This window comes from Mycobacterium szulgai (assembly GCF_002116635.1).
Lineage (GTDB): Bacteria > Actinomycetota > Actinomycetes > Mycobacteriales > Mycobacteriaceae > Mycobacterium > Mycobacterium szulgai.
The window spans coordinates 67077-81625 of record NZ_LQPW01000144.1 but is presented as its reverse complement, the minus strand read 5'-3'; the positions used below and the strand labels follow the sequence as shown (position 1 = coordinate 81625).

General features: G+C 67.9%; 17 protein-coding genes. 5 read left to right on the top strand and 12 right to left on the bottom strand.

Annotated features, from left to right (window positions below; genetic code table 11):
* The coding region (locus tag AWC27_RS20970) for a PE family protein (RefSeq protein ID WP_139837131.1) at positions 1–902 on the bottom strand (902 nt) is incomplete at its 3' end.
* 90 nt (positions 903–992) lie between these two features.
* On the opposite strand from AWC27_RS20970, the gene AWC27_RS20965 reads away from it, so the two are divergent.
* The gene (locus tag AWC27_RS20965) at positions 993–1487 is read left to right on the top strand and encodes a nuclear transport factor 2 family protein (protein ID WP_085672255.1); all 495 of its coding nucleotides are present in this window, start codon (positions 993–995) and stop codon (positions 1485–1487) included.
* Between the two features lie 3 nt (positions 1488–1490).
* Here the strand turns inward: AWC27_RS20965 and AWC27_RS20960 are convergent, their stop codons facing one another.
* Positions 1491–2147, bottom strand: a complete 657-nt coding sequence (locus tag AWC27_RS20960) for a L,D-transpeptidase family protein (RefSeq protein ID WP_085672247.1) — start codon at positions 2145–2147, stop codon at positions 1491–1493.
* A 19-nt stretch (positions 2148–2166) separates the two neighbouring features.
* Complete coding sequence (locus AWC27_RS20955) at positions 2167–2862, bottom strand: phosphatase PAP2 family protein (protein WP_085672246.1); 696 nt, start codon at positions 2860–2862, stop codon at positions 2167–2169.
* On the opposite strand from AWC27_RS20955, the gene AWC27_RS20950 reads away from it, so the two are divergent.
* Genes AWC27_RS20950 through AWC27_RS20940 form a run of 3 tightly spaced genes read left to right on the top strand, consistent with a single transcriptional unit; the run spans position 2861 to position 5383 of the window.
* The gene (locus AWC27_RS20950) at positions 2861–3343 is read left to right on the top strand and encodes a hypothetical protein (RefSeq protein WP_085672245.1); all 483 of its coding nucleotides are present in this window, start codon (positions 2861–2863) and stop codon (positions 3341–3343) included. The genes AWC27_RS20955 and AWC27_RS20950 overlap by 2 nt on opposite strands.
* Positions 3343–4002 carry a 5,6-dimethylbenzimidazole synthase gene (gene bluB, locus AWC27_RS20945; protein WP_085672254.1) on the top strand — a complete coding sequence of 220 codons (660 nt, stop codon included), beginning with the start codon at positions 3343–3345 and terminating at the stop codon, positions 4000–4002. The genes AWC27_RS20950 and bluB overlap by 1 nt, the downstream gene beginning before the upstream one ends.
* A complete protein-coding gene (locus AWC27_RS20940) occupies positions 3992–5383 on the top strand; it encodes a sulfatase family protein (RefSeq protein WP_085672244.1) in 1392 nt (463 codons plus the stop codon). The genes bluB and AWC27_RS20940 overlap by 11 nt, the downstream gene beginning before the upstream one ends.
* On the opposite strand, the gene AWC27_RS20935 is transcribed toward AWC27_RS20940, so the two are convergent.
* Positions 5372–6157, bottom strand: a complete 786-nt coding sequence (locus AWC27_RS20935) for a trans-aconitate 2-methyltransferase (protein ID WP_085672243.1) — start codon at positions 6155–6157, stop codon at positions 5372–5374. The two genes, AWC27_RS20940 and AWC27_RS20935, sit on opposite strands and share 12 nt — an antisense overlap.
* Before the next feature lie 111 nt (positions 6158–6268).
* On the opposite strand from AWC27_RS20935, the gene AWC27_RS20930 reads away from it, so the two are divergent.
* Positions 6269–7486, top strand: a complete 1218-nt coding sequence (locus AWC27_RS20930) for an alpha/beta hydrolase (RefSeq protein WP_085672242.1) — start codon at positions 6269–6271, stop codon at positions 7484–7486.
* Here AWC27_RS20930 and eccE read toward each other — a convergent pair.
* The 8 genes from eccE to AWC27_RS20890 all read right to left on the bottom strand — a co-directional run bounded on the left by eccE (position 7483) and on the right by AWC27_RS20890 (position 14548).
* Positions 7483–8370 (bottom strand): type VII secretion protein EccE, encoded by an 888-nt coding sequence (gene eccE / locus AWC27_RS20925; RefSeq protein WP_139837130.1) that lies wholly within the window; start codon positions 8368–8370, stop codon positions 7483–7485. The two genes, AWC27_RS20930 and eccE, sit on opposite strands and share 4 nt — an antisense overlap.
* Positions 8367–9755, bottom strand: coding sequence for a type VII secretion-associated serine protease mycosin (gene mycP, locus AWC27_RS20920; RefSeq protein WP_085672240.1), 1389 nt, complete (start codon positions 9753–9755; stop codon positions 8367–8369). Before mycP ends, eccE begins: the two co-directional genes overlap by 4 nt.
* Positions 9752–11173 carry a type VII secretion integral membrane protein EccD gene (eccD, locus tag AWC27_RS20915; protein ID WP_085672239.1) on the bottom strand — a complete coding sequence of 474 codons (1422 nt, stop codon included), beginning with the start codon at positions 11171–11173 and terminating at the stop codon, positions 9752–9754. Before eccD ends, mycP begins: the two co-directional genes overlap by 4 nt.
* 67 nt (positions 11174–11240) lie before the next feature.
* Complete coding sequence (locus AWC27_RS20910) at positions 11241–12104, bottom strand: ESX secretion-associated protein EspG (RefSeq protein WP_085672238.1); 864 nt, start codon at positions 12102–12104, stop codon at positions 11241–11243.
* 8 nt (positions 12105–12112) lie between these two features.
* The gene (locus AWC27_RS20905; RefSeq protein ID WP_083113884.1) at positions 12113–12403 is read right to left on the bottom strand and encodes a WXG100 family type VII secretion target; all 291 of its coding nucleotides are present in this window, start codon (positions 12401–12403) and stop codon (positions 12113–12115) included.
* A 28-nt stretch (positions 12404–12431) separates the two neighbouring features.
* On the bottom strand, positions 12432–12725 hold the full coding sequence (esxG, locus tag AWC27_RS20900) for a type VII secretion system protein EsxG (RefSeq protein ID WP_085672237.1): 294 nt from the start codon (positions 12723–12725) through the stop codon (positions 12432–12434).
* Between the two features lie 48 nt (positions 12726–12773).
* On the bottom strand, positions 12774–14237 hold the full coding sequence (locus tag AWC27_RS20895; protein WP_085672236.1) for a PPE family protein: 1464 nt from the start codon (positions 14235–14237) through the stop codon (positions 12774–12776).
* 2 nt (positions 14238–14239) lie between these two features.
* A complete protein-coding gene (locus tag AWC27_RS20890) occupies positions 14240–14548 on the bottom strand; it encodes a PE family protein (protein ID WP_085672235.1) in 309 nt (102 codons plus the stop codon).
* Position 14549 lies beyond the last annotated feature (1 nt).

Sequence of the window (14549 nt, the reverse complement as noted above, 5' to 3'; positions counted from 1 at the left end):
GGGTCGGCGCCGCCCCACATTCCGCCGCTGCCGCCCGGTCCACCCCAGCCGGCTAACCATCCCGCCGCGCCACCGTTTCCGCCAGTACCACCGGTAGCGCCGAGGGCAGCGCCCCCGCCCATCCCGCCTACACCGCCGTTGCCAATGACTCCGCCGCCGCCACCGTTACCGCCGGTCCCGCCATTGCCGGCGTTACTGGCGGCACCGCCCCAGCCGCCGAAACCGCCGGTGCTGAATAGGCCCCGGGCGTCGCCCCCGGCGCCGCCGGTGCCCGGTATTGCTCCCGCCGTCGATGCGACTCCGCCGACACCACCGGCACCACCGTCGCCGTGTAGCCATCCACCGCTTCCGCCGGCCCCCCCGTTGGTCCCGTTGACGCCCACACTGCTGGCAGCACCGGCGCCGCCAGCGCCGCCATTGCCGATGAGCCCGGCGTCGCCCCCCTTGCCGCCGGCCATCCCGGGGGTGGTGCTGGCACCGCCGGCGCCGCCGTTGCCGAACAACAGACCGCCCTGCTTGCCGTCCTGCCCCGGGCCGCCGTTGGCTCCGTCGCCAATCACGGGGCGGCCTAACCACGCCAGGGACTGTCCATTGATCGCGTCGAGCAAGCTTTGCTGGACGCTGGTCGCCTCGGCGCCGGCATACGAAGCAGCGCTCCCGTTCAGCATCTGCACAAACTGACGGTGGAACTCCGTCGCCGCCGAACTCAGGGCCTGATATTTCTGGCCATGCGCACTGAATAGCGCCGCGATGCTCGCCGATACCTCGTCGGCACCCGCGGCAAGAAGCTCCGTAGTCGAGGCCACAGCGGCGGCATTCGCCGCGGCGATCGCCGACTGGATGCTCGCCAGGCCGTTCGCGGCACCCGAAACCGACTCAGGAATCGCCACTACGAACGACACATGGCACCTCCGGACTTGCCCGTCCGCCTCGTTACTCAGGCGCTACGAGCGTATCGCAGGTGGAGCATGCGCTCCGCCGTTTTGCTGATTTTGTGCTGCAATGACGTGATGAGCCCCCACGATCTGGCAGCCGACCTAGAAGCGATCAAACGAATCAAGTACCGCTACCTGCGTGCGCTGGACACCAAGCACTGGGACGACTTCGCCGACACCTTGACCGACGACGTGCGCGGCGACTATGGGCCGTCGCTGGGTGAGGAGTTGCATTTCACCAATCGCGCGGACTTGGTGGACTTCATGCGCAATTCGCTGGGACCGGCCATCCTCACCGAACATCGAGTGACCCACCCGGAGATCACCGTGACCGGCGATACCGCGACAGGAACTTGGTACCTACAGGACCGCGTCATCGCCGCCGACTTCGACTTCATGCTGATCGGCGCGGCCTTCTACCGCGATGAGTACCGGCGCACCGAGGACGGCTGGAAGATCAGCGCCACCGGCTACGACCGGACCTACGACGCGACGATGTCGCTGAAGGCACTCGACTTCAAGGTCAAAGCCGGCCGCGCGGTAGCCCTTTAACGCCTACTTGGCGATCGCGATCACCGCTCCGGGCCGCAGCCAGCGGATGATCTGCACCAGGGTGGCGTCGTCGATCGCCACACAACCCGCGGTGGCGCCGCCGTCGGTGGTGTGGAAGAAAAACGCCGAACCGCCGCCGGGCGTCTTGTTCTTGTTGACGCCCATCACCACCGAATGCTTGTACTGCGGGATCTGCAGGTTCTCGCTTTCGGCCGTATTGAACGGGCACTGCGCCTTCTGGCACACCTGCATGCTGTTGAAGGTAGGGCTGCCGTCGTCGCCGCTCCACCAGTGATTGGGTCCGACCTGGGTATAGGGCAGCCCGCCGCCGGGGTTGGGCGCGGTGCCGAACGCGGAGTCGAGGCTGTACACACCCATGGGCGTGGCGGGATAGCCGCTCTTTGCCTGGGGTGCCATTCCCGCCGAGCCGACGTGGGTGGGAATGCCGGTTTTCAGCGGCTGCCAGCCGGCCGCGGTGCGCTGATAGATATCCATCTTCGCGTTCGACCCGCCGGTGGAGACCACCGAAACCACCTGCGTGGCGTTGCCGACGGAGTTCGCGAACCACGGGTTGCCGGCCGCCAGCGTCACCGGCGCAAACATCACGGCCGCAGTTGCAACGCACACCGCAGCACACAGCAGAGCTACCAGTCGGCGCATCGCTCAATGGTCAGGGCGGCTAAACCTTAGGGTCAAGTAAAGGTTCAGCAGCGGTTGAGTCACCCTGCCGTGACCAAACCAGCTGGGGCCGAAAGATCCACAGGGACACCAGGAAATACACGTATCCAAGCGCCCAGCCGGCGATCACGTCCGACGGGTGGTGCACGTTCAACGCGACCCGCGCGATGCCGACGAGGACCACACACACCGCGGCCGCCGCGATCGCGGCGACCCGCAAAGCCTGGGTTCTGAGCAACGGCAGGACGAAAACCAGCAGCGCCAGCAAACTTGCCATCGATTCCAGCGCGTGCCCGGACGGAAACGACGTGGAGGACGCGTAGACCAGCGCGGTCGCCGGCCTGGGGCGCCCCACCAGATCCTTGGCCACCGTCGTGATGAGCCCATTCAGCGGCGCGCACACCAACAGCAACAGCGCCATCCGGAAGTTGCGCTGCACCAGCGAGACCGCGGCCACCACGAAACCCAACGGTCGTAGCACGGCGGGACCCAGGACGAAGGACACCACTTCCCAGCAGCGCACCCAGGACGAATGCTTGATTCCGATGTCGTGCGCGGGGTTCAACAGCGCCCAATCGAAAGCGTGCAGCCAGGCCCAATTGTGCAGGTGCCCAACCCAGAGCACGGCGTAGATCACGAGGGCCACCGCAGCGGCGGTCCATGCACCGACCGCCAAACGGCCGCATACTGGCGTCATGGCGGTGATTGTGCGGAAGTGGTTCGGCGTGGGCAAATTGCCGGACGATCTGCGGGCTCAGGTCGAAGCCGAAGGCCTGCTCTATCTAGCCGAGTACGTCGCGGTGACCAGGCGGTTCAGCGGTACCATCCCGGGTTTTCGCTCGGTGGGCAGCATCGCTAGCTACGTGGGATCGCTGGCCTTCACCTCGCAGCGGGTGCTGGGGACGCTGTCGGTGGTGCCGAAGCTGGCCGGCCGGGTCATAGACGTCCGCTGGGACGCAGCGCAGACCGGCGCCGCGACGGCCGAGATTTCGGAGACGGGGCTGCAACTCGACCTCGATGTCGCCAAGGTGGATCCAAAGTTTCACGGTGAGCTTTCGCTGCATTTCAAGGCCGACATCCCAGAAGACGTGCTCAACCGCCTGCCGCGGCGGTCGCTAGCCTTCGATGTGCCGCCTGAGTACGTCTTCCGCGCAGTGGGTGTCACCTATAGTCCGTGATCGTGGATCACGCGTTTACGGCATCGGAGCGGCAGGCCGTATATCGCGTGATTTCCGAACGGCGAGACATGCGCCGCTTCCTGCCCGGCGCCGCGGTGCCCGAAAAAGTACTGGCGCGACTGCTCCAAGCCGCGCACGCGGCGCCCAGCGTGGGGCTGATGCAGCCGTGGCGCTTCATTCGCATCACCGACGATCGGCTGCGCGAGCGGATCCACGCGCTGGTGGATCAGGAGCGGGGGCTGACCGCTCGCGCCCTTGGCCCGCGAGGCGAGGAGTTTCTGGCGCTGAAGGTCGAGGGCATTCTCGAGTGCGCCGAGTTGCTGGTTGTCGCGCTGGGCGAGGGCCGCGACGCGCACGTCTTCGGCCGGCGCACGTTGCCGCAGATGGATCTGGCGTCGGTATCGTGCGCAATTCAGAATCTGTGGCTGGCCGCCCGCTCGGAAGGTCTTGGCATGGGCTGGGTGTCCCTGTTCGATCCGGGTGCGCTGGCGGCCCTGCTGCACCTGCCGGACGACGCCGAACCGGTGGCCATCCTCTGTCTTGGCCCGGTGCCCGAGTTCCCGGATCGGCCCGCGCTGGAATTGGACGGCTGGGCGTTCGCGCGACCCTTGTCAGAGTTCGTGTCGGAGAACGGATGGGCGGCAGCAAATGACCGATGAAGTGCCCAACGACGCACCGGACAACGTGCTCATCGTGCATTGGCACGACCTGGGACGTTATCTGGGGGCCTACGGTCACTCGGATGTCTACAGCCCACGGCTGGATCAGCTTGCCGCCCAAGGCATTCTATTCACCAGGGCGCACGCCACGGCACCGTTGTGCACGCCGTCGCGGGGATCGCTGTTCACCGGCCGCTACCCGCAGAGCAATGGGTTGGTGGGGCTGGCCCACCACGGCTGGGAGTACCGCAACGACGTCCGGACCCTGCCGCAGCTGCTGGCTGAATCCGGTTGGTACTCGGCTCTTTTCGGGATGCAACACGAGACGTCCTACCCGGCGCGGCTGGGCTTCGACGAATTCGACGTGTCGAATTCCTACTGCGAATACGTCGTCGACAAGACCCAAGATTGGTTGCGCGACAGCGCCCCGACCCTCACCGGGCAACCGTTCCTGTTGACGGCCGGGTTCTTCGAAACCCACCGCCCCTATCCGCGCGAGCGGTACGAACCGGCCGACAGCGCCGCCGTCGAAGTACCGGATCACCTTCCCGACACCCCAGATGTGCGCCAGGATCTCGCGGATTTTTATGGGTCCATCGTCACCGCCGACACCGCGGTGGGCCGGTTGCTGGACACACTGGCCGAAACCGGACTGGACGCCAGCACCTGGGTGGTGTTCTTCACCGATCACGGGGCGGCCTTCCCGCGGGGGAAATCCACGCTGTACGAAGCCGGAACGGGCATCGCGATGATCATCCGCCCGCCCGCCCGCCGAATGGTGCCGCCCCGCGTCTATGACGAGCTGTTCAGCGGGGTGGATCTGGTTCCCACGCTGCTGAGCCTGCTGGGCCTGGAGGTACCGGCCGAAGTCGAGGGTGTCTCACATGCCCACGCCATCCTGGCGCCGAACGTGCACGCCGACCCGGCGCGTGACCAGGTGTTCACCACGAAGACCTATCACGACTCATTCGATCCGATCCGGGCGATACGCACCAAGGAATACAGCTACATCGAAAACTACGTCCCGCGGCCGCTGCTGGATTTGCCGTGGGACATCGAGGCGAGTCCATCCGGGCAGGCCGTCGCGCCGTTTGTCACCGCGCCCCGTCCCGAACGCGAACTCTACGATCTGCGCAACGACCCCACCGAGACGAACAATCTGCTGGTAGGTGCCCACAGCGAGGACATGCACGCGATCGCCGCCGATCTCGCTGTCCGGCTCAACGATTGGCGGCAACGGACCAACGACGTCATACCATCGGATTTCGCCGGCACCCGCATTGCCGAGCGCTATACCGAAACGTATCTGCAGATCCACCACCGGACGCCGACCAGCCGCTCGGCGATCGCCGTCGACCGCGGCATCGAGCTACCCGGCTGAGCGGCGTGCGCCACCCACTTCGGCCACGATGAACAACCGCCGGAACGGGAAGATGGTGGTGCCATCGGCGCGGCGCGGATAAGCGTCGTCGAGCAGCGGGATGAGCTCCTGGCGGAACTGTTCCCAGCCCTGCTCGTCGAGCCGTTCGCGCACCGGGACCAGCGCCGTGCCGGTGATCCATTCCAGCACCGGGTGCTCGCCGGTGAGCTGGTGCAGGTATGTCGTCTCCCAGACATCGACCTTGCATCCGGCGTCCATCAGCAGGTCGGCGTATTGCGTCGGCGGGTGCACCACCGCTCCCACCCGAAAGGGTATGTCGCGCATCACTGTTGCGAAGGGTTCGCGGCGGGCCAGCGCCCGCACGGCGGCATGTGACGCCGTTTCGAAGTTGCCCGGGATCTGCACACCGATCCACGATCCGGGGGCGAGCTCGCCGGCCCACCGGACCAGCACGTCGGAGTGCTCGGGCACCCAGTGCAGGGCGGCGTTGCTCACCACTACGTCGGTGTCGGGCTGCGGCTTCCAGGTCCGCAGGTCGCCGGTGGTGGCGTCGATGCCGCGTTCCCGGGCGGCGGCCACCATCTCCGGCGAGCTGTCCATGGCCTCGATGACCGCCTCGGGCCAACGTCGCGCCAGGTACTTCGTCAGGTGTCCGGGGCCGCAGCCGAGGTCGACCACCCGCCGGGCCCGCTCGGCGCCCACCCGGGACAGCAAGTCGTAGAACGGGCGGCTCCGATGATCGGCAAAGGCCAGGTAGACGTCGGGATCCCACATGGCGGTCCTCCTGATCAACACCGTCACTCGCCGGGCGTATAGACAAACCGTACCGGTGGCGGCCGGGTTACCATCGAGAAGATGTCTGAGACCTCGGAGGCGTCGGGGGCCATGCATAACGGTGAAATCGGGGCTGATAGTCCAGCCGACCCGATCGACCCGCCAGTCCCCCTTCCCAACGTTCCCGGTGCCGACGCCGGCGCCGAGGGTCTGCCGCCACTCTCGGCGCTGTCGCCGCGCCAGCGCCTGGTCGTCGAGTCGTCGGCGATCGGGGACATCGCGCTGCGCACCGCGGTTTCTTCGGTGCTCTGCACCACCGTGGCGCCCGCCGTCGTCGCCACCGCCATTCGCCGTGCCGATGCCGGCAGTGAGCGCAGCAACCTGAACTTCTATGCAGAGCTTGCGGCCGAACACGATCCGGCGAAGTCGTTTCCGCCACCGGCGGAACCGCCCCGGGTCGCGTCCCGGCGCGCCAGCCCACTGGCGGAGTGGATCGCGCACGGCACCGTCGACAACATCTCCTTCCCCAGCAGCTTCCGCGCGATCAACCCCAACCTGCGCAAGCAGTGGAGCACGTTGACTGCCAACAACATCGTGCGCGCCCAGCATTGGCGCCATGACGACGGGCCACGCCCCACGCTATGTGTCATTCACGGCTTCATGGGGTCGTCCTACTTGCTCAATGGGCTGTTCTTCTCGCTGCCCTGGTATTACCGGTCCGGCTACGACGTGCTGTTGTACACGTTGCCTTTTCACAGTAAGCGGGCCGAAAAGCATTCCCCGTTCAGTGGTTACGGCTTTTTCTCCAGCGGCCTGTCCGGCTTCGCCGAGTCGATGGCCCAGGCGGTGCACGACTTTCGCTCCGTGGTGGACTACCTGCGCCGCATCGGGGTCGAGCGCATCGCGCTGACCGGAATATCGTTGGGCGGCTACACCTCCGCGCTGGTGGCCTCGGTTGAAGACCGGCTCGAGGCGGTCATCCCCAACTGCCCGGTCGTCATGCCCGGGAAGTTGTTCGATCAGTGGTTCCCGGCCAGCAAGCTGGTCGGGCTGGGCTTGCGGCTGTCAAGCATCAGCCGAGCCGAGCTGGCGGCGGGGCTGTCCTATCACGGCCCGATGAATTACCCGCCGCTGCTGCCCAAAGAGCGCCGGATGATCATCACCGGCCTGGGCGATCGAATGGCTCCACCCGACCACGCCGTAATGCTTTGGGAGCATTGGGACAAGTGCGCGCTGCACTGGTTCCCCGGCAACCACGTCCTGCACGTGAGCCAGCTGGACTATCTGCGGCGGATGACGCCGTTCCTGCACGGCTTCATGTTCGACTAGCGGGCCGCGGCCAGTCGCCGGGTCGCCGGCGGATCCATCGCCAGCAGCGCCGGAAGTTGTTGCCCGCGTTGGACGATCAGACCTGCCACCGGCGGGGGGCCGCCCGGCCGCTCGTCGGTCCGGAAGGCGCAGGCCGCGGCAACGGTGTAATTGCTTCGGTCACCGGCGATTTCCAACGCAGTCCATGTCTCGCGGGCCGGATGCGCCCGGATCGCGGCCAACGTTTCCGGCAACTCCACGGCATTGGAAATCCCGTACGCCGTAAGGTAATCCGAGTCGCCTTGGCACAGCGCGGCCCAGGTTTCGCGGGCATCCGCGGCCACCAGCACCGGGATGTCCTCGGGCACAACCGTGCCGGCTTCCCAGCCGATCTCACGCAGGTGATCGGCGAGCCGGCGCGCGGCGACCTCGGCGGTCTCGTGCAGCGGAATGCGCGCCGAGCGCGCCTGCAGCGCCGCCAGGTTGTCGGTAGCCGAGATGGTCAGCCCGATCCAGGTCTGACGTTCGCCGGCCGCGGTGTCGCGGCTGGTGATCCGGATGGTGTCCGCGCGGATTCCGTAGGCGTCCAGGTAGCGGGCGATCAACGGCACCGGCGGCAGGTCGGCGTCGGCAGCCGGGGGCTTAACCCACAGCAGCGCCGTGCTGCGCGTGTCGCTTCCGCGGTCGGTGACCCCGCGCCGCCTGCCGATGATCGCGCACCGGCGGCGCAGCATGGTGGTGAAGTACAGTCCGCGCCACCAGCCGAACAGCACGATCACCACCGCGGCGGCGATGCCGAGCAGCCAGTAGTGACGTGTCGTCTGCCACGGGTAGGCCAGCACGGCGGGAACCACGGCCAGCAGGGCCAGGGTGATCCGGCCGCTTCCGGGACGCGGGATGCTCACGGGGTGGGCTCCTTTCGTCGGCGCGATATCGCCACGGTCACGGCGGTGAGCGCGACCACCAACGCCAGCGCGCCGGCTCCGGCGAATGCGATGTTGCGCGGGGTGTTGTCCTTAGGCGCCGGAGCCGGCGGGAGGGCTACCGGTTTCGCCGGCGCCGCGGGCTGGTTGCCGGCGGGCAGTTGCCAGGTCAGCGCCGCCACCGGGTCGACGCTGCCGGCGCCGACGATGTTGGACGGGTCGCGGCCGCCGTTGTGCGCGGTTGCAGTGAGGCGGCGCACCACCTCCGTGGCCGGCAGCCCGGGATACTTGCTGCGGACCAGCGCCGCCACGCCCGAGACGTAACCCGCCGCGTAGCTGGTGCCGCTGAGCGCGACCAGCTGCCGGTGCTCGTCGGGCAGCCCATTGGCCAGTCCCCCGGAGTCCGCGTTGCTCACCGACGCGATGTTCTCGCCGGGCGCCGCGATACCTACCCACGGCCCGGCCATGGTGAATTTCGACGGGTGCCCATCCGGGGTCAGCGAGCCCACCGACAACACGTAGGGCTGCCACCACGACGGGATGGAGACCGACGTGACGCCGGCCCAGTTGCGGGGATCCTCCGGACGGCTCAGGTCGGTAAGCGGATTGGAATCGCACGACGTGCCCCCCGCGGCCGAACCGGTCGGGCCGCTGTTGCCCGCGGCCGCCACGATCACGGCGTCCTTTTCCACCGCCGCATACCGGATCGCCGCGCCGAGGGCGGCCTGGTCAACGGCCCGATCGGCGGGCAGGCAGGTGATCGCGGAGATGTTGATCACCCGCGCGCCGCGGTCGGCGGCGTGCACGATGGCCCGGCCCAGCGCGACGATGTCCAGCGAGGCGCGCGCCAGCAGCGGATCCCCGCCAGGTGTCTGCGGTGAGAACTTGGCCGACGTCACCCGGATGGCCAGCACCCGCGCGGCCGGCGCGACTCCGGAGAATCCGTCGTCACCCGGTTGGCCGGCGACGATGCCGGCGACCAGCGTGCCGTGCCCGTCGCAATCGGTGAGCCCGTCGGTCGTGTCCACGAAGTCACCACCGGCATCGACGTTGGGCAACCGCGGGCCCGGCTGTACCCCGGTGTCGATGACCGCCACCAGCTGGCCCTCGCCGCGGGAAAACTGCCATGCCGCAGGCAGATTCAGCATCGCCTGGCTGGGTGTCGGGAGGCCCGGGTCGGTGCCCGGGATAGCGCCGGAAACGCTGCACGGACCGCGCTGCTCCATCGACTGCACCGGCCCGGGCGTTCCGCTCGGCGGCGCCGTCGCGGTGTCGACCACCGGCGGAGTGATCGCCAACGCCGGCGGAGCGGCCCACACCGCGACGGTCAAAGCCGCAGTGCAGCAAGCCGATCCGGCACGCATCATCGATTGAGCACCCAGGTGAACAGACCGACCAGGTAGGCCATCACAGGGATCAGCGACGCGTCCAGGCCGGCGGCGACGAACCCCAGCAGCCGCCGCAGCGGCAGCGAGTAGCTGTCCGGCGACGCGATGCCCGGGTTGAGCGCGACGACAACCCAGGCCAGCACCAGCACGGCCAGCACCAGCGCCGCAACCAGGGCAGCGGCGTAGTGCCCGGTTGCCGTGTAGATCAGCAGCAGAGTGCCAGCCACCAGATGGGGCTGAGCCAACAGCCACGCCTTGCACGCCGCCGAATCCCACACCCGCGCCCGCAGCGCGGCGGTGGCCGACGTTGCGGCCACCACGTACCAGCCCACCACGCTCAAGGTGTCCGGACGCAGCGCGATCGCCACCGATCCCAGCGCGCTGAGCAGCACGGCCGCGGCGATGAAACCGCTTTGGTGGGCGTCGCTGACACGAACCCGCCGCGGCAGGTCCTCGAGCACCCGCAGCGAAGGAGCCGACGGGGTGGGATCCCCCGGCGCCGGGATGACCGGCAACGGGAAACGCGCCCACAGCGCTGACAGCTGAGCCGCCTGGATGGTGACCAACAGCGCGGCCACGATCAGCCCGCAACCGATGCTGTGCAGCGGGAGCTGCCAGAGCAGTAACGCACCTGCGACCAGCAGTATCCCGGCACCGAGGACCGCCACCGCGGTGAAGAAGGCGACGGCGCGCTCGCGTTCGGCGCTGGGGACCATCAGCGCGATCAGCGACCACGCCGTCACCCCGGCTGCGGCCAGCATTACCTGGGCCGGGCCGAACCTGCCCGGCACCGCCAGCGCCAGCGCGGCGCCGATGGGCACCAGCGCCGCGACCGATAGCGCGATCCCGGTGCGTGGGCTGCGAGCTGAGATCAGCAACCCGATTATCGCGATCACCGCCGCGATTCCACTGACGGCCACCAGGCCGGCCAGCGCACCGGTGGCCAACCGGTAGGTGACCGACAGACCGGTGGCCAGCAGCGTCACCGCGATCACGGCGGCCAGTGCGCCGCGCTGGATATGCGTTGTGCCCCAGGGCTTTAGCCGCGACGCCGAGAAGATCATGGCCGCATCGGCGATGTCCTCGACGATGCCCGGTGCGGCCGGGCCGGCGGGTACCGGCTGCAGCGCAAGCAGATCACCGTCGACGACGCCGACCGTGTCCAGACTGGCGTCCAGGCTGAACGGTGCGCCCCCGATGGGCGCCAGGCTCAGGTGCACGGCCGCGCCGGCTTCGGGCTCGCCGCCGTCGGCGTCGTTGGTGGCGGGAACCACCAGCCGCTGCACCGCCGGCAGGATTTCGCGCAGCGGCAACTCCGCGGGCAGGGCCATCTCCGTCAGCCTGGATTCCGCCAGGATGGCGACGCGGACGATCGGCATGACTGTTCCGGACGTCATCGAACCCTCCAGATACGTTGGGGCCGTTGCGCAGACATCGTGCTCTCTTTCTGGTTTCGGGAGGACTTCAGGAGGTTTGACCGGAGAAATCTCGGGATAACCGCTGACCGGCGAACCATGGCCCGTCCGGCAGGCAGGCGGTCAGCTGTTCGGCCGCGACGGCGATTGCGAACGGAGTTCCGGGAGCGAAGGTCGAAACCCATTCGCCGTCGAATGCCCGGGACGGACTGACCAGCACCCGTCCCGCCGTTGTGTCGACGATGCTCAGCCCGACCTCGGTGGTGGTGTGCCGGCCATCGCGGTTACAGCCGGCGACGATCTCGACGTAGCTGCGCGGTCCGGAGAACACCGACTCCACCACCGGTCGGGCCGACGCCGGAATACCCAGAAACTCAAGGACTTCGGCCAGGGGCGTGCCGGACCGCAATCGCTCGTCGGCCCGGGCGCCCACCCGCGTCGGCATGCTGAATTCCTCGAACGCGGCCGGTGGCCGCTGGGCCAGCCCGACACAGAGAACCGGAACCAGCGCCCGCGCGTCGTCGATATCCATTGCGGTGAAGGTGATCAACTGCGCGCTACGCAATGCCACCACCGTTTTGCCGCCGGTGCGTTGCGCGACGATACCGCGCAGCAACTCATCCGATCCGGTGGCTGAACCGGGCCCCAGGAAGCGCAGATCGAGCCACCGGTCGGGGAAACAGACCACTTTGATCCAGTCGGCGACCGCCGGGTTGATGACCCCCGATTCCGACATCAGACCCAGCTGGGTCAGTTCAGCGCGCTGACGATCGAAGAATGTATTGCGCTGCGCGGCATCGCAATACGGTGTGGTGATGGCTAGCACCCAGGGGAAGCTGCCCGCCCCGACGGTTTCCGCGATGAACCAGGCGTGATCGACCGTCAGTTCGACGGCGTTGGGCTCTGACTGCATCTAAACGGTTAACCGCCCCATTTGGCGGCTTCGGCCCCGTCACGCGCCATCATGGCCGTGGTGTTGGCCTCGTGCGTGCTGGCCATCGACTGGTAGGCGCGCACCAGGTCTTCCATGGCCTGGTTCCATTGCACCTGCCACGCCTGGTACGTCATTCCGGTGTCACCCTGCCAGGCATTGGACAACGCGGCCTGCTCGGCTGAGATGTCGGCGCCCAGCCCCTGCATGGTTCCGGCGTAACCCGCCATATCCCCCGCGTGCGCCAGCATCGCCGGGTAGTTGTACATGATCTGTGACATCACAAGTCCTTTCGCTGTGAACGGCGGGTCAGAAGCCCGTGTAAGTCGACGCTGCGGCGGCGTCGGTGGCCACATAGGTGCCCGCCGCGTCACCCAGGTTCGCCTGTGCGATGTCGAGCAGGGTGTTGACCTTGGCCGCCACCTCGACGAAACGCGCGTGCGCGGCCTGGAACGCCGCCGCGGACTCGCCCTGGTGGAACGCCTGCGCGGACATCGCCGCCTGCTCGGCCTGACCGATGGTGTGCCGCATCAGTCCCGCCTTGGCGCCGAACGCCGACTGCGAGGCCACCAACTGGGGAATGTGTGCATCCAAAAGACTCATAGTGTCTCTCCTTTCAACTTTTCCAGGTCCACTCGATTCGGCATGCGTTTAACTTTGCGGCCCCCTTCCATCTGCAGCCTGATCCCAGGTGCCCGGCATCATCGGCACGGTGGGACCGCCGCCGAACTCGTCGCCGCCGAGCGCCGCCAATCCGGCCGCCTGCAGCACCGGCTCCTGGATAGCCGTCCCGGCGAACCCCAGCATCGAGGCACCCGAATTCGACTCCTGCACACCGTAATCGGGCGTGATGCCGATGTCGGCCCCCAGGTCCAGGTATTCGTCGCCGTAGTCGCGCAATTCGGTTTTCCGGCGCCGGCGTGCCCGGGACTGTGCCCGGCTTGCCGCTGCCGCAGCGGCCGCCGGAACCGTCGCCGCGGGCGCCTTGGCGCCACTGCGGGGACCCAACGTCGGCCCGAACCCGGTACCCCAATCGGCGCCACCGCCCACCGCGTAGGCAAAACTCGCGCTGGCCGGAGCGGCCGAAACGGGCGCGGCTCCCGCGGAAGCACCCGCACCCGCCGGCGCCGATGCCCCGGCCGTGCCGGCCACCGTTGGTGCCACTGATGCCACCGGCCACGTCGGCCCGGCGGCGGTGACCAGCGGCGCCACCCCGGCCACCGGTACCAAAAGCGGGGCAACCTCGGTGGGCAGCAACGCTATTGCGCTGAGCCCCAGACTGAGCCCGATGGGCAACAGGAAGGGAGAGCTCAAAATCATCGCCCAGGTGGGCCAGCCGACCAGGTTGAAGAAGACCTGGTAGCCCAGCGCGAACAGCAGCGGGCCGTAGGTGATGATCGCCGCCCACGGATTGGTCAGGAAGGCGACGATGATCTTGATCGTGTTCTGAATGGGATGCTGCAGGAACTCGAAGATGAGTTGGTACATCCAGGCGAACGAGTCGATGTAGGCCTTCAACAGCTGCTCGAGCATCTGCACGAGCCACTGCCAGGGGTCGGCCGCCTGGGCAGCACCCGGCCGGACCACAACGGGTGCCGGGGTGGTGCGGGGCGCCGAGGCAAGCGCTGCACCCGAGGCCGCCTGATACAGGCCCATGGCCGCGGCGGCCTGCAGCCACATCCGCAGATAGTCGGCTTCGTTAAGGGCGATCGGAATCGTGTTGATGCCAAAGAAATTCGTTGCCACCAACACGCCGTGGATAATGTGGTTGGCGGTCAGCTCGGCAAGCGTAGGCATTGCGGCCAGGGCAGTGGTATAGGCGGCAGCGGCCGTCTCGTGCCGGGCCGCCACACCGGCCGCATCGGCGCTGGCCTGAATCAGCCAACTCAGGTAAGGCAGATGCGCGGCCATGTACTGTTCGGCGCTCGACCCCTCCCAGGCATCCGCTTGAACCTCTCCCAGCAGCCCACTGAGTTCGGCTGCCGCCGAGGCGTATTCGGCACTGAGCGAGTTCCAGGCTCCGGCGGCCGCCAGCAGCGACCCCGGCCCCGGACCACTGCTCAGCAACGCCGAATGCACCTCCGGCGGCGAAGCGATCCAAATGGGCCCAAACATGGTCAGGCGCCGGCGATCCCGTAGGTCGCGGCGGCCGCGGCATCACCGGCGAGATAACCGGCGCCGGCTTCGCCGACCCCGACACCGGCACGACCGAGCTCTTCAACCCCTTGGGCCGCTACGACGGCGTGTTCCTGGCCCTGGGCGCTGAACCCGGCCGCCGTCTGCAGCGACACCGGATCGGCCGCCGGTGGGGCCACCGCGGTGATCAATGGAGTCGCGCTCGCGTGTGCGGCGGCCAATCGCGCAGTCAGCTCCTCCACCGCCGCGCTGGTCGCAGCCAGCCCCTCGGGAACCACTCGCAGCGTCATG